This window comes from Streptomyces guryensis, from assembly GCF_021261325.1.
Classification (GTDB): domain Bacteria; phylum Actinomycetota; class Actinomycetes; order Streptomycetales; family Streptomycetaceae; genus Streptomyces; species Streptomyces guryensis.
In genome coordinates this window covers 52,719-75,518 of record NZ_JAJSBI010000008.1, presented here as the reverse complement: position 1 = coordinate 75,518, position 22,800 = coordinate 52,719, and the positions used below count along the sequence as shown (strand labels likewise).

The 22,800-nt window shown below is 71.4% G+C and carries 20 protein-coding genes; 12 read left to right on the top strand and 8 right to left on the bottom strand.

What is annotated here, in order from left to right:
• Positions 1-13: 13 nt before the first annotated feature.
• The 4 genes from LJ657_RS17870 to LJ657_RS17855 form a co-directional block, all read right to left on the bottom strand.
• Complete coding sequence (locus LJ657_RS17870) at positions 14-532, bottom strand: roadblock/LC7 domain-containing protein (protein ID WP_232649616.1); 519 nt, start codon at positions 530-532, stop codon at positions 14-16.
• Between the two features lie 22 nt (positions 533-554).
• Positions 555-1,448 carry a transcriptional regulator gene (locus LJ657_RS17865; RefSeq protein ID WP_232649615.1) on the bottom strand — a complete coding sequence of 298 codons (894 nt, stop codon included), beginning with the start codon at positions 1,446-1,448 and terminating at the stop codon, positions 555-557.
• Positions 1,445-1,852 (bottom strand): hypothetical protein, encoded by a 408-nt coding sequence (locus LJ657_RS17860; protein WP_232649614.1) that lies wholly within the window; start codon positions 1,850-1,852, stop codon positions 1,445-1,447. Before LJ657_RS17860 ends, LJ657_RS17865 begins: the two co-directional genes overlap by 4 nt.
• A 169-nt stretch (positions 1,853-2,021) precedes the next feature.
• Entirely contained in the window at positions 2,022-3,398 is a 1,377-nt protein-coding gene (locus tag LJ657_RS17855; RefSeq protein ID WP_232649613.1) for a type III PLP-dependent enzyme domain-containing protein, read from the bottom strand.
• Between the two features lie 147 nt (positions 3,399-3,545).
• Here LJ657_RS17855 and hutU point away from each other — a divergent pair, with 147 nt between their 5' ends.
• The 4 genes from hutU (at position 3,546) to hutI (ending at position 9,164) form a co-directional block, all read left to right on the top strand.
• Positions 3,546-5,210 (top strand): urocanate hydratase, encoded by a 1,665-nt coding sequence (gene hutU, locus LJ657_RS17850; protein ID WP_232649612.1) that lies wholly within the window; start codon positions 3,546-3,548, stop codon positions 5,208-5,210.
• 158 nt (positions 5,211-5,368) lie between these two features.
• The gene (locus LJ657_RS17845; protein ID WP_232649611.1) at positions 5,369-6,595 is read left to right on the top strand and encodes an allantoate amidohydrolase; all 1,227 of its coding nucleotides are present in this window, start codon (positions 5,369-5,371) and stop codon (positions 6,593-6,595) included.
• On the top strand, positions 6,592-7,953 hold the full coding sequence (locus LJ657_RS17840) for a formimidoylglutamate deiminase (RefSeq protein WP_232649610.1): 1,362 nt from the start codon (positions 6,592-6,594) through the stop codon (positions 7,951-7,953). The genes LJ657_RS17845 and LJ657_RS17840 overlap by 4 nt, the downstream gene beginning before the upstream one ends.
• Positions 7,954-7,991: 38 nt before the next feature.
• A complete protein-coding gene (gene hutI / locus LJ657_RS17835) occupies positions 7,992-9,164 on the top strand; it encodes an imidazolonepropionase (RefSeq protein ID WP_232649609.1) in 1,173 nt (390 codons plus the stop codon).
• A 13-nt stretch (positions 9,165-9,177) separates the two neighbouring features.
• Here the strand turns inward: hutI and LJ657_RS17830 are convergent, their stop codons facing one another.
• Both LJ657_RS17830 and LJ657_RS17825 read right to left on the bottom strand, forming a co-directional pair.
• Positions 9,178-10,809, bottom strand: coding sequence for a ricin-type beta-trefoil lectin domain protein (locus tag LJ657_RS17830; RefSeq protein WP_232649608.1), 1,632 nt, complete (start codon positions 10,807-10,809; stop codon positions 9,178-9,180).
• A gap of 181 nt (positions 10,810-10,990) precedes the next feature.
• Positions 10,991-11,929, bottom strand: a complete 939-nt coding sequence (locus tag LJ657_RS17825) for an RNA polymerase sigma factor SigF (RefSeq protein WP_232649607.1) — start codon at positions 11,927-11,929, stop codon at positions 10,991-10,993.
• 237 nt (positions 11,930-12,166) lie between these two features.
• On the opposite strand from LJ657_RS17825, the gene LJ657_RS17820 reads away from it, so the two are divergent.
• From LJ657_RS17820 to LJ657_RS17795, 6 genes are all read left to right on the top strand, one after another.
• The gene (locus LJ657_RS17820; protein WP_232649845.1) at positions 12,167-12,544 is read left to right on the top strand and encodes an STAS domain-containing protein; all 378 of its coding nucleotides are present in this window, start codon (positions 12,167-12,169) and stop codon (positions 12,542-12,544) included.
• Positions 12,545-12,810: 266 nt separating this feature from the next.
• A complete protein-coding gene (locus tag LJ657_RS17815) occupies positions 12,811-13,338 on the top strand; it encodes an ATP-binding protein (RefSeq protein WP_232649606.1) in 528 nt (175 codons plus the stop codon).
• Between the two features lie 380 nt (positions 13,339-13,718).
• On the top strand, positions 13,719-14,402 hold the full coding sequence (locus tag LJ657_RS17810) for an LPXTG cell wall anchor domain-containing protein (protein ID WP_232649605.1): 684 nt from the start codon (positions 13,719-13,721) through the stop codon (positions 14,400-14,402).
• Between the two features lie 183 nt (positions 14,403-14,585).
• Positions 14,586-15,422, top strand: coding sequence for a hypothetical protein (locus LJ657_RS17805; RefSeq protein ID WP_232649604.1), 837 nt, complete (start codon positions 14,586-14,588; stop codon positions 15,420-15,422).
• Positions 15,419-16,498: a hypothetical protein gene (locus tag LJ657_RS17800; protein WP_232649603.1), complete on the top strand. Its 1,080-nt coding sequence runs from the start codon at positions 15,419-15,421 to the stop codon at positions 16,496-16,498. The genes LJ657_RS17805 and LJ657_RS17800 overlap by 4 nt, the downstream gene beginning before the upstream one ends.
• The gene (locus LJ657_RS17795; RefSeq protein WP_232649602.1) at positions 16,495-17,805 is read left to right on the top strand and encodes a hypothetical protein; all 1,311 of its coding nucleotides are present in this window, start codon (positions 16,495-16,497) and stop codon (positions 17,803-17,805) included. The genes LJ657_RS17800 and LJ657_RS17795 overlap by 4 nt, the downstream gene beginning before the upstream one ends.
• Positions 17,806-17,940: 135 nt before the next feature.
• Here LJ657_RS17795 and LJ657_RS17790 read toward each other — a convergent pair whose 3' ends face one another.
• Positions 17,941-19,446 (bottom strand): peptide MFS transporter, encoded by a 1,506-nt coding sequence (locus LJ657_RS17790; protein WP_232649601.1) that lies wholly within the window; start codon positions 19,444-19,446, stop codon positions 17,941-17,943.
• Between the two features lie 301 nt (positions 19,447-19,747).
• On the opposite strand from LJ657_RS17790, the gene LJ657_RS17785 reads away from it, so the two are divergent.
• On the top strand, positions 19,748-20,425 hold the full coding sequence (locus tag LJ657_RS17785; protein ID WP_030941720.1) for a response regulator transcription factor: 678 nt from the start codon (positions 19,748-19,750) through the stop codon (positions 20,423-20,425).
• A 95-nt stretch (positions 20,426-20,520) separates the two neighbouring features.
• Positions 20,521-21,795 carry a sensor histidine kinase gene (locus tag LJ657_RS17780; RefSeq protein WP_232649600.1) on the top strand — a complete coding sequence of 425 codons (1,275 nt, stop codon included), beginning with the start codon at positions 20,521-20,523 and terminating at the stop codon, positions 21,793-21,795.
• Between the two features lie 305 nt (positions 21,796-22,100).
• On the opposite strand, the gene LJ657_RS17775 is transcribed toward LJ657_RS17780, so the two are convergent.
• Positions 22,101-22,616: a GtrA family protein gene (locus LJ657_RS17775; protein WP_232649599.1), complete on the bottom strand. Its 516-nt coding sequence runs from the start codon at positions 22,614-22,616 to the stop codon at positions 22,101-22,103.
• Positions 22,617-22,800 lie beyond the last annotated feature (184 nt).

Here is a 22,800-nt window from a genome sequence, read left to right as displayed (position 1 = left end):
TCCTCGGTTCCTCTCAACTTTCGGTGGTGGTGCGCGCGTTGGTGTTGGTGGTTGTGGTGCGGGGTGCGCGCGGGGTTCTGGTCCTCGGGGCGGCCGGTTTGGTCTCCGGTGCGGGGTCGGGCTTGGCTTCCCTGGCCGGTCTGGTCTGGTTCGCGGGTGTCGTGCGGCTGTCGCCGAGCTCGCCGATGCGGGCGGCTGCCCGGCGGCCCTCCAGGAGGAGCCGGCCGAGGTTCACCCTGTCCTGGGCGAGCAGCGTCAGCACGGCTGCGCCGCCCGCCGCGTACGTCGCCACGTAGCCGTACACGCCCCGCACCAGCAGTTCGCGGAACTCGCCCTGCCCCGTCGCGTCCGCCAGCTTCGCGGCCGCTCCGTGCGCGGTCTCGACGAGCGCGGCCATGCCGTTCGGCTCGACGCCCGGGGTGTCGTGGGCGAGGACGCGCCCGTCGACGCCGGTCGCCAGGGCGCCGGTGAGCTGGGGGACGCGGGCTCTCAGACGGCGCAGCTCGTCAAGGATGTGCGGGTCGACAGCCATCCGGTGTCTCCTCTCGAACCAGTCAAAGGGCCTCCAGCGCATCCCTGAGCCTCTTCAGCAAGGTGGTGTGGGGATCGGGCGGCAGCTCTACGAGGCCGGTCGGCACCGGCACCGGAACCGGCACCGGCGGCGGCTCGCCGCGGGCGCGCCTCGGCTCGGCGCGCCTCGGCTCGGTGGGCTTCGGGTGTGCGGGCCTGGGCAGTGGTGACACGACTCCCGCCGCCATCAGCCGCCGCACGTCCACCAGTGTGTGGAAGGCCAGGCGGCCCAGTTCGCGGGCGATGTCCGGCGCCGTGCGCACGCCGTTCACCCGGTCCAGCACCGTCTGCTGGCGGCGGGTGAGGGCGGGGGCCGCCACGGGGTCCGCGCGGATCAGGGGGGCCTCGTCCGTCCCCGGGTCCGGCCAGATGCGGTGGAGGAGGTCGCGGCGGCGCAGCGTCTCGTGTTCCAGGGCGGCCACCGGGACCGGGCGGATCGGGCCGAGCCGGTGTGCGGTGCCGTAGCGGAAGCGGCCGGGCGTGCTGCTGGGGGCGAGGGCGAAGTACGCGGCGTCGTACACGGCCGTCAGGTGGCACAACTCCAGTGCGCCGGGGGTGAGATGGCCGCCGTCGACGAGATGGCGGGCGACTCCGCGACCGTCGTCCGCCTCCGTGAGCGCCCGCTGCCAGGCCTCGGGGGGCAGCGTGCCGTGGGCCGTGAGGAGGGTGTCCAGGCCGGGTGCGGACGGGCTCTCGGCGTGCACGACCAGGCCGTCGGCGAGGTGAAGGGTGCCGCGCTCGCGGACCAGGACGCCGGTGGCCCGCTCGGCGGCGAGCCGGGTCAGCATCGGCGAGACGCCGCCCCACCCCCGCTCGCCGGCCGCGGTCTTGCTGCGCACGGGCAGGCGCGGGGGTTCCGCCGTCCGGACCGCGGTCATGCCAGCACCAGCCGTTCGGCCATCTCGCCCAGCCGGATGCGCGCCAGGGCGAGGTTGCCCTCCGCGCGGGCCAGCCACAGGTGCAGGAAGACGCTGCCGTCGAAGGAGGCCCCGACGAACCGCAGCACGTGATAGCTGTCCCGGTTGCTGACGATCAGGTCCTCGACCGGTGGATCCGCGTCGGCGGCCGCGCCGTCGTCCGGATCGGCGGCGGGCGCGAACGCGTGCTGCTCGGCGGCCAGCCGGGCGATCTCGGCGGCCTCCACCGCGGCCGTCTCCTGATCGCCGCCCGGGGACTCCCCGACGACGCCCAGGGCCAGCCCGCTCATCCAGTCGATCAGCGCGGCCCCCCGCGCACCGGGCAGTCGCATCGCTTCCAGCAGACACTCGTCGATTCCGGGCACCGTGGCTCCCCTCCCGCCTGCGGTTCGGCTGAGTGACGCCGAAACTACGCAACGTGTGCGCGAGGGGTGAGCATTCTGGCATTTTCCAGTGGAACATGCGGCGGGCGACTAAGGTGGGTCAACTTGCCTTGATTCCCCCATAGTTGACCATCGGATCCACCGGGGTGCGTCAACGGTGGTCAGGCGCGCGCAGGGTGGTGAGCGAGTCCGTGTGCGCCCCTCCTGCCTCGGCCACGATCTCGTCGAGGCTCTGCGGCTCCCGGACGGTCGCGAAGGCGATGCCCCCGGCCCCGTCCGGCGCGAAGCCGTAGATCCCGGGCCGGGCAAGGGAGTTGTACGCGTAGTGGTGCGCGAAGTAGTACGCCCCCGTGTCCAGCGCTGCCGCGTAGTCCCCCTGCTCCAGCAGCGGCAGCGCCCGTCCCTCGGCCAGCAGGTCGCCCGAGAAGCAGGCGGGTCCGGCGACGTCCTGCACGACCGCCGGGCCCGCCTTGGCGCGCCCCTTGCCGTCGTAGGCGGCGATCCTGAGCGGCCACGCCCCGGGCGCGTACACCGTCCGCGTCGCCACCTGCACACCCGCGTGTGTGACCGCGACCGGCCGGCCGCCCGCGCTCTTGGCGTACTCCACCCGGGCCACCACCGTGCCGTGCTTGGCCAGCAGCGACCGCCCGAACTCGGTCACCAGCCCGTACCGCCCGCCGAACAATCCCGGCACCGCCTCGCTCAGCAGCCGCGCGTACTGCGCGTACGTCGGTGTCGTGCCGTCCGAGCCGAAGTTCACCGGCAGCCCGCCGCCGATGTCGAGCGTGTCGATCTGCGGGCGCCCGAGCCGCCGGTTGATCTCCTCCGCGAGCGCATACGCCTCGGCCGCGCCCCGCACCATCAGCGAGAGCGGAATGCCCTGGGACCCGGTGTGCGCGTGCAGCCGTGTCAGCCACGGGCGGTCCGCGTACGCCCGTACGACCCACTCGCGCGCCCCTTCGTCGCGCAGCGCCACCCCGAACTTCGAAGTCGTCGTCGCGGTCGACGTCGCCTCGATGGAGCCCCCGCCGACCTGCGGGTTCACCCGGATCCCGAGCGGGGAGCGGCTGGTGGCCGACCGCATCAGGCCGTCGATGCGCGCCAGCTCCTGCGGGTTGTCCGCGTTGACGGCGATCCCCAGCGCCAGCGCCTCCCGCAGTTCGGCCGGTGTCTTCGCGGGCGAGTCCAAAACCGTACGGTTCGGCGCCACCCCGGCCGCCCGCGCCAGCGCCAGCTCGCCCGGGCTCGCCACCTCCGCGCCGATCCCCTCCGCGCGCAGCAGCCGCAGCACCGGCACCAGCGGGGTCGCCTTCACCGCGAAGGCGTGCAGCACGGGTGTGCCGGGCGCCGTGACCGCGTCGAACGCGGCCCGCAGCTCGGCGGTCGCCTCCCGGATGCCGGTGACGTCGAGCAGCCCCACGATGGGGGTGCCGGGCCCCAGCAGTCCCTGCTCCACGGCGGCCCGTACCGCGTCGTCACGCCGGGTCGTCCGCTCGGCCCCGTCCCCGTCCCCGTACCTGCCGTCCATGACATCCCCCGTTCCTCGTCTTCTGTGCCCGTGTATCCAGCCAAACATCTGCGGTGGGCCCACGCTGGCCCGCGGATGTATTGACTAGTTCTATTCAGAAGGTCAGGATGTGAATAACGGCAGCAACAATCCGCTAGGAGGCAGACCATGTCAGGACCCCGCCCCGTACGAGCGCCGCGCGGTACGGAACTGAGCGCCCTGGGATGGCAGCAGGAAGCCGCCCTGCGGATGCTGCAGAACAACCTCGACCCGGAGGTCGCCGAGCACCCCGACAAGCTCGTCGTCTACGGCGGCACGGGCAAGGCGGCCCGCGACTGGCGCTCCTTCGACGCGATGGTGCGGACGCTGAAGGGGCTGAAGCAGGACGAGACCATGCTGGTCCAGTCCGGCCGCCCGGTCGGCGTCATGCAGACCCACGAGTGGGCCCCGCGCGTCCTCATCGCCAACTCCAACCTGGTCGGCGACTGGGCCAACTGGGAGGAGTTCCGCCGCCTGGAGGCCCTCGGCCTGACCATGTACGGCCAGATGACCGCCGGCTCCTGGATCTACATCGGCACCCAGGGTATCCTCCAGGGCACCTACGAGACCTTCGCCGCCGTCGCCGCGAAGAAGTTCGGCGGCACCCTCGCCGGGACGATCACCCTCACCGCCGGCCTCGGCGGCATGGGCGGCGCCCAGCCCCTCGCCGTGACCATGAACGACGGCGTCGCCCTCTGCATCGACTGCGACCCGCGCGCCATCGAGCGCCGTATCGAGCACCGGTACCTGGACGTCAGGGCCGACAGCCTGGAGCACGCCCTCCAGCTCGCGGTCGAGGCCCGCGACGCCCGCCGCCCGCTCTCCATCGGCCTGCTGGGCAACGCCGCCGAACTGCTGCCCCGCATGCTCGCCGAGGGCGCCCCCATCGACATCGTCACTGACCAGACCTCGGCCCACGACCCGCTTGCGTACCTGCCGCTGGGCGTCGACTTCGACGACATGGCGGACGCGGCGGCCAAGGACCCGGCCGGGTTCACGGTGCGCGCGCGGGAGTCGATGGCCAAGCATGTCGAGGCGATGGTCGGCTTCATGGATGCCGGTGCGGAGGTCTTCGACTACGGCAACTCGATCCGCGGCGAGGCCCAACTCGCTGGATACGAGCGGGCGTTCGCGTTCCCGGGTTTTGTGCCCGCGTACATCCGGCCGCTGTTCTGCGAGGGCAAGGGGCCCTTCCGGTGGGCCGCCCTGTCGGGTGAGGCGTCCGACATCGCGAAGACCGACAAGGCGATCCTGGACCTGTTCCCCGAGAACGAGTCCCTCGCCCGCTGGATCAAGATGGCGGGGGAGCGGGTCCACTTCCAGGGCCTGCCCGCGCGTATCTGCTGGCTCGGCTACGGCGAGCGGGACAAGGCGGGCGAGCGGTTCAACGACATGGTCGCGAGCGGTGAGCTGGCGGCTCCGCTGGCCATCGGGCGGGATCATCTGGACTGCGGGTCCGTGGCGTCCCCGTATCGCGAGACCGAGGCCATGCTCGACGGATCCGACGCGATCGCCGACTGGCCGCTGCTGAACGCCATGGTGAACGTCGCGTCCGGGGCGTCTTGGGTGTCCATCCACCACGGTGGCGGTGTGGGTATGGGGCGGTCCATCCACGCGGGGCAGGTCTCGGTCGCCGACGGCACCAAGCTCGCCGGGGAGAAGATCCGCCGGGTGCTGACGAACGACCCCGGCATGGGTGTCATCCGGCATGTCGACGCCGGGTACGACATCGCCGAGTCGGTCGCCGACGAGCGGGGTGTGCGGGTGCCTATGGGTGAGGGTGACGACGCGTGACCCTTCCGGGAGATGAGCGGCGCGGCAACCCTCCGGTGGAGGCCGCGGACTCGTCGCCGCCTGCGGGTTCGGCTCTGCCCACCCGTTCCGCCCTGCGGAACGACTGCCCACAGCCTGGCGGCTCAGGGCCTGTGCCGGCCGGCAGTTCCTTTCACTCGATGTGGCGCGAGCTGCTCCCCATCGGGCGGCACCCCGACTCCCGTGGTTACCGGCGCTTCGCGTGGACCGGTGCCGATGCCGAGTGCCGGGCCTGGTTCAAGGAGCAGGCCGAGGCACGCGGGTTGGCGTACGAGGTCGACCGGAACGGGAATCAGTGGGCCTGGCTCGGGGATCCGGGCGCCGGGGACGCCGTCGTCACGGGGTCGCATCTCGACTCCGTGCCCGACGGGGGTGCCTTCGACGGGCCCCTGGGCGTCGTGTCCTCCTTCGCCGCGCTCGACGAACTCCGCGGGAGGGGAGTGGAGTTCAGCAAGCCCCTCGCCATCGTCAACTTCGGTGACGAGGAGGGCGCCCGGTTCGGACTGGCCTGTGTCGGGTCGCGGCTGACCGCCGGACAGCTCACCGTCGAGAAGGCCCACAAGCTGACCGACGGCGACGGGATCAGCCTCCCGCGTGCCATGGAGGCCGCCGGATACGACCCCGACGCCATCGGGGCGGACCCGGATCGGCTCGGGCGCATCGGCGCCTTCGTCGAACTGCACGTCGAGCAGGGGCGGGCGCTGGCGCTGTCCGATAGCGGCTCCGCCGCGGGGTCCGGCGACCGGATCGGCATCGCCAGTGCCATCTGGCCGCACGGGCGCTGGCGGTTCGACTTCCGGGGCGAGGCCAACCACGCCGGCACGACCCGTCTCGTCGACCGGCGCGACCCCATGCTGTCGTACGCCGAGACCGTGCTCGCCGCCCGTCGGGAGGCCGAACTCGCCGGTGCCGTCGCCACCTTCGGCAAGATCACCGTCGAGCCGAACGGCGTCAACGCCATCCCCTCGCTCGTACGCGGCTGGCTCGACTCCCGCGCCGAGGACCAGGAGCGCCTCGACGCCGTGGTCGGCGGGATCGAGAACGCGGCCCGCGAGTACGCCGCCGCACACGGCATCGAGCTCGACGTGGTCCGTGAGTCCTTCACGCCCGTCGTCGAGTTCGACCACGCCCTGCGCGATGAACTGGCCCGCATCCTCGGCAAGGACACCGACATCACGGTCCCCGTCCTGGGTACCGGTGCCGGACACGACGCCGGAATCCTCTCCGGGAGCATCCCGACCGCCATGCTGTTCGTGCGCAACCCCACGGGCGTCTCGCACTCCCCGGCCGAGTTCGCCGCCGAGGACGACTGCGTGGCCGGGGTGCTCGCACTCGCCGACGTACTGGAAGGGCTGGCCTGCAGGTGACGCACCCCCACACGCGGACGTACTGGCTGGAGCACGCCTGGCTCGACACCCACGTCGAGCCGGGAGTCGCCCTCGACGTGAGCGACGGCCGCATCGCAGGCGTCCGCACCGACGTGCCCACCCCGCCCCCCGGCGCCGAGATCCTGCGCGGACTCACACTGCCGGGACTGGCGAACGCCCACTCGCACGCCTTCCACCGTGCCCTGCGCTCCACCGTCCAGGTCGGCTCCGGCACCTTCTGGACCTGGCGCGAGGTCATGTACTCGATCGCCGACAGGCTGACCCCGGACACGTACCACGCGCTCGCCCGCGCCGTGTACGCCGAGATGGCGCTGGCAGGCGTCACCTCCGTCGGCGAGTTCCACTACGTCCACCACGCACGCGGCGGCACCCCCTACGCCGACCCCAACGCCATGGGCGAGGCCCTCATCGCGGCTGCCGCCGACGCCGGCATCCGCATCACCCTCCTCGACACCGTCTACCTCTCCTCCGGCCTCTCGAACCGGCCCGGCGGCGAGCCGCCCAACACCCACCAGCTGCGCTTCTCCGACGGCGGCGCGGAGGCCTGGGCCGAACGCTGTTCAGTTCTCAAGGAACGGGATCACGCGCGGATCGGTGCGGCGATCCACTCCGTACGGGCCGTGCCCGCCGACCAGTTGGCGACCGTGGCGCGATGGGCCGAGGAACGGCGGGCCCCGCTCCATGTGCACCTGTCGGAGCAGACCGCCGAGAACGAGGCCTGCCTGGAGGTCCACGGGTGCACCCCGACCCAGCTCCTCGCCCTGCACGGCGTGCTCGGCCCGCGCACCACCGGCGTCCACAACACCCACCTCACCGCCGAGGACATCTCCCTCATCGGCGGTTCCGGCACCGGCACCTGCATGTGCCCGACGACCGAGCGGGACCTCGCGGACGGCATCGGACCGGCCGTCGCCCTGCAGAACGAGGGCTCCCCGCTCTGTCTCGGCTCCGACAGCCACGCCGTCGTCGACCTGCTCGAAGAGGCACGCGCGATGGAGCTCAACGAACGCCTGCGCACCCGCAGCCGCGGCCACTGGACCGCCGCCGCACTGCTGCGCGCGGCCTCGGCCGACGGCCACGCCGCCCTCGGCTGGGACGAGGCGGGCAGGATCGAACAGGGCTCCCTCGCCGACCTCACCACGATCGCGCTCGACTCCGTCAGGACAGCGGGGCCGCTGCCCAGGCTCGGCGCCGAGACCGCCGTATTCGCCGCGACCGCGGCGGACGTACGGCACACGATCGTCGGCGGCCGCCACGTCGTACGCGACGGCGCGCACGCGCTCGTACCGGATGTGCCGCAGGCCCTGGCACAAGCCGTCGAAGCCCTTCGCGGCTGACCACACTTCCCCGTCCGGCCACCCATGAGGACACGACGATGAGCAGCACCGTCATCACCAACATCGCCACGCTGGTCACCAACGACCCCTCCCTCGGTGACGGCTCCCCCCTCGGCCTGATCCAGGACGCGGCGCTCGTCATCGACGGCGACCGTGTCGCGTGGACCGGTGAATCAAGCAAAGCACCCGCCACTGACAACCGGGTCGACGCCGGCGGCCGGGCGGTCCTCCCCGGCTTCGTCGACTCGCACTCCCACCTGGTCTTCGCGGGCGACCGGACCCAGGAGTTCAACGCCCGGATGTCCGGGCGGTCGTACAGCGCGGGCGGCATCCGCACCACCGTCGCCGCCACCCGCGCCGCGAGCGACGAGGAGCTGGAGGCCAACCTCACCCGCTACCTCGCCGAGGCCCTGCGCCAGGGCACGACGACCTTCGAGACCAAGTCCGGCTACGGCCTGACCACCGAAGACGAGTCCCGCGCCCTGCGCATCGCCGCCGCCCACACCGACGAGGTCACCTACCTCGGCGCCCACATCGTCTCCCCCGACTACGCCGACGACCCCGCCGGCTACGTCGCCCTGGTCACCGGCGAGATGCTCGACGCCTGTGCGCCGTACGCCCGTTGGGTCGACGTCTTCTGCGAGAAGGGCGCCTTCGACGGCGACCAGGCCCGCGCGGTCCTCACCGCGGGCAAGGCAAAGGGCCTGCACCCGCGCATCCACGCCAACCAGCTCTCCTACGGCCCCGGCGTGCAGTTGGCGGTCGAGCTCGATGCGGCAAGCGCCGACCACTGCACCCACCTCACGGACGCGGATGTGGACGCGCTCGCCAACGGCGCGACGGTCGCCACCCTCCTCCCCGGCGCCGAGTTCTCCACCCGCGCCGAGTGGCCCGACGCCCGCCGTCTCCTCGACGCCGGCGCCACCGTCGCCCTCTCCACCGACTGCAACCCCGGCTCGTCCTTCACCTCCTCCGTCCCCTTCTGCATCGCCCTCGCGGTACGGGACATGGGGATGACCCCGGACGAGGCGGTCTGGTCGGCCACGGCGGGCGGTGCCCGGGCCCTGCGCCGGGACGACATCGGCCGGCTGAGCCCCGGCTCCCGCGCGGACCTCGTCACCCTCGACGCCCCGAGCCACGTACACCTCGCCTACCGGCCGGGCGTGCCGCTGGTCACCGGGGTGTGGCGCCGGGGTGTGCGGGAGGTCTGAGAAGGCTCCCTGGTCAGGAAGCCCCCGCCCGCCATCGCTGCTCGGCGCCCCCGTCCAGCGGTCGCAGCGACAGCCCGTCGCCCCAGTGCGGAGTCAGCGCGGTCTCGATGGCGACCGCGGGGCGGATCACCCCGTCTTCATCGACGGTGAACATGAGGTTCTGGCCGTTGCCGCCGTACACCGAGCCGCACTCCCAGATGCCCACACCCCTGTCCACATCACCCCGGCTGTCCAGGCAGAATTCCGGGTCGGCGGACGACTGCACCACTGCGCGCGCGGAGTCGACGCGCCAGCGCTGGGTGCGGGACGAGGAGCAGGGGGCCGTGATGACGTCCGTGCCGTTCTCGAAGTCGCCGTCGCGGACGTCCAGGCACCGGCCCGAGGCGACGTTCACGATCTGCGCGAACGTGCCGTTCGGGGCGTGGGTGGGGGAGGCGGAAGGCTTCGGTGACTTCGAAGGCGCCTTCGAGGGCGACTTGGAGGGGGAGGAACTCCTGCTCCTCGTCGGTGACGGCGACCTGCTCGTCGCCGATGCCGAGGGTGACGGCGAGGGCACAGCGGAGACCGTCGCCGTCACCGTGACCTGCGGCGGGATCGTCGGCGTGCGCACCGCTCCCGCCGCCTCCTGAGGCGGCGAGGCCGGTGAAGCGGCCTGGGAGAGAAGGAAGACGAGCAGGGGCGCCAGGGCCACGCCGACGGCGATCGAGGTCAGCAGGAGGCGCGGGGAGGGCGGCCAGGGCGAGCCGTCCGCACGGGCCTTGGCGCGCGTTGCGTCGGGCGTGACGTCCGCACGGGCCTCGGGACGCGGTGCGTCGGACGTGGTGTACGCCTCGCCCGCCCAGGGCAGCAGGCCCTCGGCCAGCGCGGTGCGTGGGGCGTCGCGCAGGGCCGACAGTTCCTCGTAGGCCGCCGTGCAGTGGACGCAGTGCACCATGTGGGCCCGCAGATCGGTGCTGGTGCGCGGGCTGTCGGGCCGTACCGACTCCTCGATGAGCCGGCCGAAGTTGCCGCAGCGGGGGTCGGCCGACGCGGCCAGCCGGGAGCGCAGACATGCCTGCCCCATGGCCTGGAGTGCGGACGCGGTCTCGTGGCCCACGTCCTCACGGGTCAGGCCGAGGAGGGCGGCCGTTCTGTCCTGCGACTCCTGTTCCACGACGCCGTACCAGACGAGGCCCTGGGCGCGGGACGGGAGGGACCGGAAGGCGGTCAGCATGGGCGGTACGGGGGCGTCCGGGCCCGCCGTGGTCAGGAGGAGCAGCAGGCCGGGGTCGAGCCCGCCCGCCCGTTCACCGGTCACCCAGGAGGTGGCCGTCCGGCCGGTCAGCAGGAGGAGTTGAAGACGGAGGGGGACCAGGGGTTCGGTGCCGCGCGCCGTCTGCCGGGCCGCCAGGGTGAACGCCTGCGCCGCCAGTTGCCGTGCGGCGGACTCGCTCGCCGTGCACAGCCGGGCGTAGGCGAGGACCGAGGGCTGGTGCCGGGCGCGGAGTTCCTGCAGGGCCGGATAGACGGTGGGGGTGCTGCTGCGCAGCAGTTCCGTCAGCCGCGCGTCGGACGCGCCCGCATGCACCTCTTGCCGGGGGACACCCCCAGAACCCCGGCCGCCCCCGGTCTCGACTCCGTTGCCGGTCCCGTCGGCCCGAGCCATCCACCCGCCTCCTTGCACCCTTGCAGCCCGCCGGGATTCGACCTACCGGCGGGTATGGGGGCCCATAGTGATGGATGGCAACCTCTGGGGAAAGAGTTTCTGTGGGTAACCCAGAGAACGTCTGAGCGCGGCACGCCCGGCGACCGGACGTACCGCGCTCAGAAAGAGGCAGGGGAGGCCGTCACTCCTCGAGCGTCAGGCCCTTGCGCAACCGCACCAGTGTCCGCGACAGCAACCGCGACACATGCATCTGCGAGATGCCGAGCTCTTCGCCTATCTCCGACTGGGTCAGGCCCGCGACGAAACGCAGGGAGAGGATCTGCCGGTCCCGGGGCGGGAGTTCGGCGATCAGCGGTTTCAACGACTCCACGTACTCGATGCCTTCGAGTCCGTGGTCCTCGTACCCGATCCGGTCCGCGAGCGCGCCCTCGGCGTCGTCCTCCTCGGGCTGGGCGTCCAGCGAGGAGGCGGTGTACGCGTTCGACGCCGCCATGCCCTCGACGACCTCGTCCTTGGTCAGCTCCAGGCGCTCCGCGAGCTCCGCCACCGTCGGCGCCCGGTCGAGCTTCTGGGCCAGCTCGTCGCCGGCCTTGGCCAGGTCGAGCCGGAGCTCCTGCAGCCTGCGCGGTACGCGCACGGACCACGAGGTGTCGCGGAAGAAGCGCTTGATCTCCCCGACGATGGTCGGCATGGCGAACGTGGGGAACTCGACGCCCCGGGCCAGTTCGAACCGGTCGATCGCCTTGATCAGGCCGATCGTTCCGACCTGGATGATGTCCTCCATCGGCTCGCTCCGTGAGCGGAAACGGGAGGCGGCGAACTTGACCAGCGCGAGGTTGAGCTCGACGAGGGTGTTACGGACGTACGAGTATTCGTGCGTGCCTTCCTCAAGGGACTCAAGGCGCTCGAAGAGGGTCTTGGAGAGCGCTCGTGCGTCTACCGGTCCCACTTCGTCGTACGGGGGGATCTCCGGAAGGCCTGCCAGCCCGGTGAGCCCGGCAGATGCGTCTGGGTCGTTGCTCTCGATGCTCTCGATGGGATCCAGATGTTCCGGAGGGGATGCCGACGTCGCCTCCTGGGTATGCGATGCGTCGAGCCGGGGTGACATGATGTCCTCCATCGTTCTCGGCATATGGCTGCCGAAGCCAGTGCGTGCACTGCGGTGTGCGGCGCCTCCAAAGCCGGCCGTGTCGGTTACGTATCCCTACTAGCCCTACCCGCTTTCCCACGCTCGCCGCAAGTGCGTTCTGTGGGTATATGTCCGTTTGCGTGCGGTTGTTCGGGTGTCGGAGAGTGTGAGGAAGGCGTAGTGTTCGAGGGCGTGAGTCAGCAGCCACGACGTCGGGAGAAAGACGGCATGGACCGCGGGACGGTCGGCAGCGCACAGTCTGGCCGGCTACTGGTGGAGGTCGGGGAAGAGGGCTCCAGCGCCGTCGTGACCCCGGTGGGTGAGTTGGATCACCACACCGCCGATCTGTTGCGTGAGCCACTCGAGGATTGCCTCGCCAAGGGGTTCAGCCGGCTGGTGGTGGACTGCTCGCGGCTGGAGTTCTGCGACTCCACCGGACTCAATGTGCTGCTGGGCGCGCGCCTCAAGGCGGAGGCCGCGGGGGGCGGGGTGCATCTCGCGGGGATGCAGCCCGTGGTGGCGCGCGTCTTCGAGATCACCGGGGCGGAAGCGGTCTTCACCGTCCATGACACGCTCGAGGCGGCCCTGGCCGATGAGGCCGGCTGAGGCTGAGCCCGGCCGCCGCCCGCGACCCTGTGTCCTGTCCCACTCACCCCTGTGTGACCGGCACTTTCCGGGCGCCACGGCCTCCGGGCCGAATAGGGGGGTGTTCTGCCGGTTCGGCCGGGCAGGAGACATCCTGTCGGCAGGGACAACCTGAACATGTCGGCAGCAACGTGTCGGCGGCACAGCGACGGATCCACCGTCGAGGTGCGGTACCGACTCTTGAATCGTGAACTGGTGAATCGGTGAATCGGTGAGGTGAAGCGCTGATGAGCACCACCCGGCCTTACTCGCCGGGCGACCGCGGCCCGGAGCCCAGCGGCGCTTCCGGGGCGTCCGAGGGCGACGACGCCCCGTCGTCGGCTGCGCCCGTGTCGTCCGCGGGTGGCGGTCAGGTCCGCAGGCTGAACTTCGACGGCGAGAGCGGCGTCGTGCCGCTCGCCCGCGACTTCACGCGCCAGGCGCTGTACGCGTGGGGCTGGCTGCCCGCCGCCACCGCCGACCAGCGGGCCGCCGCCGAGGACGTGCTGCTCGTCGTCTCCGAGCTGGTCACCAACGCCTGTCTGCACGCCGACGGCCCGGACGAGCTGTGGATCGCCTGCGACAACAAGGTCATCCGCATCGAGGTCTCCGACAAGGGGGCGGGCCAGCCCGCGCCCCGCACCCCGCACCGCGCGGGCCGCCCTGGCGGGCACGGCATGTTCATCGTCCAGCGGCTCTGCCTGGACTGGGGTGTCGTACGGACACCCGGAGCGGCCGGCAAGACCGTGTGGGCGGAGCTGGGCGCCCCGGCGTAATCGGTTTCCGCCGGGCGGGCACGCCCTCCAGGCTCGCCTGCGACGCGCTGAAGGGGCCGGGCAACCGGCCCGCGGCGGAGCGTGCCGCTCCGGCCACGCCGCGAACCGCCCCCAGGTGCACACCCTCGACGCCTCGGCGCCCGCCACCAGTCGCCCGCTGCCTGCCGGGCGTGCCGGAGATGCCGCGCGTACACCAGCCCCGTGTTACTCACGGTCACCCCCTCCACTCGAACCCCCTCCCCCGTGCGCCGGATCCCCACAACTCCGGCGCGCACCGTCTCTTCCCTCCTCAAGGCCCCGGGCGTACCTTGACGGCCGAATCTGATGTGCCGTCAGGAAATGGCAGAGGAACTCGAGGATCTCGAAGAGGGAGCGGAACCGTGTCGTACCGGAATCGAACCGCCGCGCTCGCGTCCGCCGCGGCCCTGGCCGGCTCGGCGGTGCTGCTCGCCGCCCCCGCGGCCGAGGCCAAGGTCGTCGACGTCAACTACCAGTGCAGGACACCGATCGGCAACAAGAGCGCCGTCTCGCCCATCGACATCAAGGGCGTCAAGAGCGGCAGCGGCTACCGGCTCACCATGTCCTGGCAGAAGGGCGTCTCGTCCAGCCCGGTCGAACTGGGCAAGGGCGCGATGAGCCCGAGCGCCACCATCGTGCTGGGCGGCGCCGGCACTGGCACGGTGTCCGTCTCCGGGCCCGCCAACCAGGCGGCGATCCCCGCCAACACCCCCATCAAGATCAACGACTTGACGGGCACGTACACGCCGAAGAAGACCGGCACGGTCACCTTCACGCCGGGCATCCTCACCATCAAGGCGCTCGGTACGACGACCACGTGCACGCCGTCGAACAGCCCGGGGCCGGCGCTCAGCCTCGACGTGACGGCTGCGGGTGGGGGCTCCTCCGGGAGCAGTCAGGGCGGTACGGATTCCGGGGGCTCCCTTCCGCAGACCGGGCCGGACGACTCCGCGGTCGCGCTTGGGACGCTTGGCGGCACGGTTCTCCTTGCCGGAGCGGGCGGCGCGCTGTGGCTGAGCCGGCGGAATCAGACGGTTCGCCGCTAGGTGCTCCGCTGGTTGTGCCGCGATACGTCGTCGGTTGTCCGCGGCTTCATCGTGGCTGGTCGCGCCCACGCGGCGGAGCCGCAAATCAACACGGCCCCGCGCCCCTGAGGGGCGCTGCCGGTCCCGCAGCCGGCTTCGCCCGACCTGCTGAGACCTCTGTCATAAGACCACTGGAGCCGCCGGATGTCGTCTGCTGCCCGCGTCCTGCTTGTGTCCCTGCTGCTGGTGATGACCGCTGCCCCGTCGGCCTCGGCCGCCGACGGCTGGGTGCTCGTGCCCTCCGGCGGGGCGCGGCCGTCGTTCTACGCCGAGGGTGTGCCCGGGGCGGTTCTGCAGGACACGGTGTCCGTGGTCAACCGGAGTGGGCGGGTGGTCACGGTGCGGCTGAGTGGCAGCGGCGTTCCGGTCGTCTTCGCCGCCGACCGGGTACGGGTGCCCGCCCGGACTCGCGCCGACGTCCCGTTCACGGTGAGTGCGCACGACGACCGCGCGGGCGAGATCGTCGCCCGTGACCAGGACGGCCGCAGGGCCACGGTCCCGGTCCGGCTGCGGGTGGGCGGACCGGCGCTGTCCGCGCTGACCGTCGAGCACCTGGCCGTGGGCGCCGACCGCATCACGTACGACCTGGTCAACCGCGGCACCACGGTCCTGGTGCCGAGCCTCGCCGTGCACGCGGACGGTGTCCTCGGGCCGGTCCTCGACCGTGCCCCACGGGCCCTGCCGGTCCGTCTCCGCCCCGGCCACCGGCTCCGTCTCACCGAACCCTGGCCCGACCGCCCAGCCCTGGACTCGGTCGACGTGCGGCTGACCGTGACGGCAACGGGCGGCGCACACGATTCGGCCGTGGCAGCGGCGCGGTTCGTGCCGTGGGGAGCGGTGACGGGGGCCGCGGGTGCGGTGGCGGCAGGGGGCGCGCTGCTTCTCGTACGACGTCCACGGCGTCGCGGGCGCCGTACCGCCGACGACGAGGCGCCCGAAACCCCGCGTGCGGAAGTCGAGTTGACGGGAGCGGTGACGTGAACGGCAAGCTGCGGATCGTGGCGTTGTCGACGGTGCTCGCGCTGCTCCTGCTGCCCCTGGCGGGCACCGCTTCGGCGGACGGGCCGACCGTCGAGATCTCCAAGTCCCAGGCCGGCACCGGCGGTTCGGTCACCGTCAGCGGCAGCGGCTGGCGGGCGCACGCCCTGCTGATGATGCTGGTCTGCGGACAGTCGACGCCGTCCCGGGGCGTGATCGGCGGCACCAACTCCTGCGCCAACTCGGACGGAAGGGCCGTCACCACCGACGCCAAGGGGTCCTTCAGCAAGAAACTGCCGGTCGCCGAGCCGCCCGTGCCGTGCCCGTGCGTGGTGCACGTGGCGACCGTCGAGGGCGCGAAGGCGCAGGCCGACGCGGTCTTCCAGGTGGCCGGGCACGCGGTCGAACCGCTCCCCGCCGAACCGTCCGGCGGGCGTCTGTCGGTTCTCACGGACCCCCGGCTCGACGGGTCGAGCGGCCTTCTCACCTGGTTCGGCGCACCGGCCTCCCGCACCCTCGTCCTCACCGTCGGCAACGCCGGCACCACCGCGATCAGGAACCCGGTGTTCCAACTCGGCACCTCCCACGGTGTGTTCGCCCCGCAGTGGGAGGACCAGGAGTGGCGCGGCACCATCGCGCCCGGCAAGAGGGCACAGCTCAAGCTCCCCGTCGAACTCACGGCGGGCGCGCACGGCGACTACACCGTCTCGCTCAAGTACGACGGGAAGGTCCTCGCCGAGCAGCCCTGGGGCGTGGGCCGCCCCTGGGGCGTGACCCTGTTCTGGCTCCTGGTCTGCGTGGTCGTGCCGGCCGCGGTGTTCCGCGCCGGGATGGCGATCGTGGACCGGGTACGGCCGCGCCGCGCGGGCGGCCTCCGGCACCGGGGTCTCCACCTGCCCGAACTCACCCTGCGCATCCCGAAGTTCACCACCAGGGCGGCTCCCGAGCCCCCCTCGAACTCGACTCTGCCGTGGTTCACCCCGGACTCCGATCCGGGCACGGCCGGTCGGCTCTCCGCACCGCACCACGACGACAGCCCGACGAGTCCTACGACTCCCACCAGGAAGGGACCCCCGTGAGAAAGCGCAGGAGAGTCACACCGGTCGGCAGCGGGAGAGCGGGTGCGGCGGGCGCCGCGCTGGTACTGGGCTCGGCAGGCATCCTGCTGGGCCTGGCCGCCGGGCCCGCGCAGGCCGCGGAGGTGTCGTTCGCGACGCACTGCGTGCCGCCCGCGGGCATCACTCCCGTCGACGGCACCACGAAGGTCGAGATCACCGCGCCGGCCACGGCGAAGGTGGGCGACACGGTGGACGTCGTATGGAAGTTCGTCCAGGCCGCGTCCAAGAACCCGGACATCATCGACCTGCCCGCCAACTCGGTCCAGCCGTCCGGGGTGCTGAAGGCGGCCGGCGCTCAGGCCGCCGACATCGCGATGCAGGGCACGCGCACGAACCCGGCCATTCCCAAGGGCGCCCCCATGGTGCTGTCCGACATGAAGGGCACGCTGAAGCTGACGGCACCGGGCGAGGTGACGCTGACTCCGGACGCGTACACCGTCAACGCCATGTCGACGGACACCAAGTGCACGCCGAAGGAGACGGTGCAGAAGGCGGCGACGATCGCGGTGACGCCGGGCGACGGCAGCACGTCGAGCACGACACCGGACCCGACGGACTCGGCCTCGCAGCCACCGTCCTCCTCGCCCTCCGACACGGCGAGCGCCTCGGCCTCGGCTTCCGCCAGTGACGGCACCGGCGGCGACCAGACCGACTTCACCGGCAAGGAGGTCGAGATCCCGTACACCTGCCAGTCGCCCATCGGCGAGAAGAAGGCGACCTCGCCCATCCAGATCGACGCCAGGAAGAACGGCGGAGGTTTCGACCTCACCGTGCAGTTCAAGAAGTCCGTGATGAACAGCCCGGCCGACATCCCCAAGGGCTCGGTGAAGCCGTCGATGGAGGTCGTCCTGGGCGGCGCCGACAAGGGCACGGTGCACGTCGAGGGCCCGACCAACTCCAAGGACATCAAGTCCGGCGACCCGATCGACATCCCCGACCTGACGGGCACCTACAAGCCGGGCGCGGACGGCAGGTCGACCCTTTCCCCGGGCGTCCTGACCATCAACGCCCTGGGCACGACGACCACCTGCAAGCCCGACAGGACCGAGGCCTCCCTCACCCTGGACACGACGCAGCAGGCGAGCGGGGCGTCGGGCGGTTCGTCGTCCAGCTCGGGCGGTACGTCGTCCTCCTCGTCCGGCGGGGGCCTGGCGGAGACCGGTTCCAGCGACCACGGCGCCCTGAAGGCCCTGGGCCTGGTGGCGGGCACGGCGGTGTTGTCGGGCGCAGCAGTCTTCACGTTCATGCCGGGCCGCCGGGGCCGGTAGCGGCTTCGAGGGGCGCGGGGCTGGGTCGGGTACGCGGCTCCGCCACCTGGGCGCGACCAGCCACACTCAACTGTGAGTCGACAACAAAGAGGGCCGCTGCACCACCGGGTGCAACGGCCCTCGGCCAGGACCACGTCAGTGCACGTCGCCCATCAGCTTGTTGACCTTGTTGCGGAACATCCACACCGCGACACCCGCGATCACGGCGAGCACCGCCTCCAGGGCGACGAAGCCCGTCTTGTCGAGGTTGACTCCACCGACGGCCGGGTTCGACAGCAGGGCCGTGATCGAGTCGCCCGCGGTGACCGCGAGGAACCAGACGCCCATCATCTGGGAGGCGTACTTCTTCGGCGCCATCTTCGTCGTCACGGACAGACCCACCGGGGACAGCGTCAGCTCGCCGACGGTCTGCACGAAGTAGATCGCGGCCAGCCACATCGCCGCGGCCTTGTGGCCGCCGTCGGCGATCGACAGCGGGGCGAGGAAGACGAAGAAGGACGCACCGATCAGAACCAGACCGGAGGCGAACTTCACGATCGTGCTCGGCTCGTTGCCGCGCCGGTTCAGCCAGAGCCACAGCCAGGCGAAGAGCGGCGCCAGAGTCATGACCATGACCGGGTTGACCGACTGGTACCAGGAGACCGGGAAGCCCCAGCCGAAGATCGTGTTCTTGGCCGAGCCGCTCGCGAACAGCGACAGGGTCGAGCCACCCTGGTCGTAGATCATCCAGAAGACGGCGGCGGCGGCGAAGAACCAGATGTACGCCCGCACCTTCGACTTCTCGGCCGGTTCCAGGTCCTTGTCCCGCAGCATCCGGCCGATGACGAAGATCGGCACGATCAGGCCGATGACGGTGAGCGGGATCAGCGCCCAGTTCAGGGTGAAGTGGCCGGTGCCGCCGACGACGCCGTAGAAGACGGCCGCGACGGCCAGCCAGATCAGGCCCTTGCGCAGCGTGGCGGCCTTCTCCTGGGCCGTGAGCGGGGTCGGGACCACGCTGCTCTGCTCGCTCAGGTGGCGGCTGCCCAGCAGGTACTGGGCCAGACCCAGCGCCATGCCGAGCGCGGCCAGCGCGAAGCCCAGGTGCCAGTTGACGTTCTCACCGACGGTGCCGATGGCGAACGGCGCGACGAAGGCGCCCATGTTGATGCCGATGTAGAAGAGCGTGAAGCCACCGTCCCGGCGCGGGTCGTCCGGACCCTTGTACAGATGGCCGACCATCGTGGAGATGTTGGCCTTCAGCAGACCCGAGCCGATGGCGACGAGACCCAGGCCGACGAAGAAGCCGGCGGCCGCGGGCAGCGCGAGGCACAGGTGGCCGAGCATGATGATCAGGCCCGCGACGGCGACCGTCTTGCGGGGGCCGAGCACGCGGTCGGCGAACCAGCCGCCGGGCAGGGCGAGCAGGTAGACGAGCGACACGTACACCGAGTAGATCGCAGTCGCCGTGCCCGCGTTCAGGTGCAGGCCGCCCGGGGCCACGAGGTAGAGCGGGAGCAGGGCCCTCATGCCGTAGTAGGAGAATCGCTCCCACATCTCGGTCATGAAGAGGGTGGCCAGACCGCGAGGGTGGCCGAAGAAGGTCTTCTCGGAGCCGGGGGTTCCCGGGCGGACCGAGGCCTTCGTCAGGCTGGACGCCATGGTCGTTCCTTGCTGTGCTGGTGGGGGTTTACCGCACACAAAAGAGACCTTCGGCGTCAAGTGGTTGCCAAAGGTCCCTGCAGTGCTACAGGCGTTGTTTCACCATACGGCAGGACAGTGCCGGATATGGAAGGACTTGAGACACGTATCACAGGCGGAGGTGGAACCATACGCACCTTTTCCAAGGTCTCTTCGACGAGCACGCCACACAGACACAGGTTCGCCTCGGCGTGTCCAAAGGTAAGAATCACTGGTGCCGATCACACCACAGCACCTGTCAAGAGCGGACTACCATCACCTCATGACCCGTGTACTGCTCGCCGAGGACGACGCGTCCATCTCGGAGCCGCTGGCCCGTGCCCTGCGCCGGGAAGGTTACGAGGTCGAGGTGCGCGAGGACGGACCGACCGCGCTCGACGCCGGAAACGCCGGCGGCATCGACCTGGTCGTGCTGGACCTCGGCCTGCCCGGCATGGACGGCCTCGAGGTCGCCCGCCGGCTGCGGGCCGAAGGCCACACCGTGCCGATCCTCATCCTGACCGCGCGTGCCGACGAGGTGGACACCGTCGTCGGTCTCGACGCCGGCGCCGACGACTACGTCACCAAGCCCTTCCGGCTCGCCGAACTGCTCGCCCGTGTCCGGGCCCTGCTGCGGCGCGGTGCGGCCGAGCCGGCGCAGCCGCCTGCCACGCACGGCGTGCGGATCGACGTCGAGTCGCACCGGGCGTGGATGGGCGACGAGGAACTCCAGCTCACCGCCAAGGAGTTCGACCTGCTGCGGGTGCTGGTGCGGGACGCGGGGCGGGTCGTCACCCGGGACCAGCTGATGCGCGAGGTGTGGGACACCACCTGGTGGTCGTCCACCAAGACCCTCGACATGCACATCTCCTGGCTGCGCAAGAAGCTGGGCGACGACGCGGCGAACCCCCGGTACATCGCCACCGTGCGCGGTGTGGGCTTCCGGTTCGAGAAGAGCTAGCGAAGAGCCGGCGAAGACGCCGGCTGGAGCCGGTCGGAGTCGGTCGGGCGCCCGAGGCACACTGGTCGTCGTAAAGCCACTGCCCGGAGGGCCCCGTGCGTCGTCGTCTCATCCAGTCCACGCTTGCCGTCGTGCTCGTGGTCATCGCCGTCTTCGGCGTGTCTCTCGTCATCGTCGAGACACGGACCATCAGCAACAGCGCCCAGGAACGGGTGAGTTCCGAGGCGCAGCGACTGGCCAGCATCGTGGACAGCCGGCTCATCGGGGCCGGGACCGTCAGCGCGGAGGTGCTCAAGGGGCAGGTCACCGGGGAGCGGTTCGCCGTGATCGAGATCCCGGGGCAGTCGGCCATCGAGGTCGGGACCAAGCCGGAGGGTGAGGTCATCCGCGGGCGGGCCATGGGCGAGGAGGGCGAGCGGGTCGTCGTCGAGGAGCCGCGCTCGACCGTGAGCCAGGAGGTCGGCCGGACGCTGCTGATCATCGGGCTGGTCGCGCTGCTCGCCGTGGTGGCCGCAGTCCTGCTGGCCATCCGGCAGGCCAACCGGCTCGCCTCCCCGCTCACCGACCTCGCGGAGACCGCCGAGCGGCTGGGGTCCGGCGACCCGCGGCCCCGCCACAAGCGGTACGGCGTTCCCGAGCTGGACCGGGTGGCGGACGTGCTGGACTCCTCCGCCGAGCGCATCGGCCGCATGCTCACCGCCGAGCGGCGGCTGGCCGCCGACGCCTCCCACCAACTGCGTACGCCGCTGACCGCGCTGTCGATGCGGCTGGAGGAGATCACCCTCACCGACGACCCGGACACGGTGAAGGAGGAGGCCAATGTCGCGCTCACCCAGGTCGAGCGGCTGACGGACGTGGTGGAGCGGCTGCTCACCAACTCCCGCGACCCCCGCACCGGCAACGCCGTCTCCTTCGACCTCGACGAGGTCATCCAGCAGCAGCTCGCCGAGTGGCGGCCCGCCTACCGCCAGGCCGGGCGGGCGATCGTGAGCTCCGGCAAACGGCATCTGCAGGCGGTCGCCACGCCGGGCGCGGTCGCGCAGGTGCTGGCGGCGCTGATCGAGAACTCGCTGATGCACGGCGGGGGCACGGTGGCGCTGCGGACCCGGGTGACCGGCAACCAGGCGGTCGTGGAGGTCACCGACGAGGGGCCGGGCGTGCCCGCCGACCTCGGTGCGCGCATCTTCGAGCGCACGATCAGCGGACGGAACTCGACCGGCATCGGGCTGGCGGTGGCGCGGGACCTGGCGGAGGCGGACGGCGGGCGCCTGGAGATGCTGCAGACTCAGCCGCCGGTCTTCGGCCTGTTCCTGTCCCGTACGCCGCTGAAGCGGCCGCCGGCCGAGGACGAGGAGCCGACGGTCCGGTAGCGACACCTCGCCCGAAACGCACCGAGGCCCGGCTGCTGCGGCCGGACGGTCCGTCCCACGCGGGTCGGGCGCCTCGGAGAGGCTCTCAGCGCCCTGGCGAAGCCCGGTGCCCGGGGGCGGAGTGGCAGTCGGTTCGCCGGCCCTGCGGTGGATCGCACTCCGGCGCGGTCCGCGGAGCTGGCGTGTGTCTGGGCTTCGAGCTTTCGGCCTCGGCCGCATCGGCTTCTTCCGGTGCCCGGGGGCGGAGTGGCAGTCGGTTCGCCGGCCCTGCGGTGGATCGCACTCCGGCGCGGTCCGCGGAGCGTTCAGCCGGCGTGGGCCTTGGGCTTCGGGCGTTCGGCTTCGGCTGCCTCGGCCTCTTCCAGGAACGATTCGGCGTCGGCGACGGCCTCGTGGGCGGGCAGTGCCTTGAACACCCACGTGCGGTACGACCAGAACCGGAACAGCGTGCCGATACCGATACCGACGACCTTGAAGACGTTGCGCTCCAGCGAGCTCTCCCAGCCGAAGCCGTAGATGGCCGCGTAAAGGATGCCGTTCTCGATCACCAGGCCGACCGCGCTGAAGGCCAGGAAGAGGGTGAGCTCCTTCGTCCGGGCGCCCTTGTCGCGGTCCCGGTAGGTGAAGTAGCGGAAGCCCAGGTAGTTGACGCCGATCGCGACCACGGTGGCGATCACGTTGGCGCGCACGGCCTGCAGGCTCGTGAGGTGCCAGAGCAGATTGGAGACTCCGAAGTTCACGACGGTGCCCAGGGCACCCACCGCACCGAACTTGGCAACCTCGTGTGCGAGCCTTCGCAGCCCGGCGGAACCATGTCCCATGGCCGTGCAGGCCCCCGTTCGGTCGGTTTCGTCAACCCCGCCATGCTAACCACCCCCCTTCTCAAACGCGTGTGGTTGGGTTCACAGGCTGGATAGAGGTCGGGAAGAGGACCGGAAAAGCCCGGGAAGGTGGGGGTAAGAGGCCCCGGAAACGGCCGGAAACCGGCCAGTGTGGCGCGGCCGA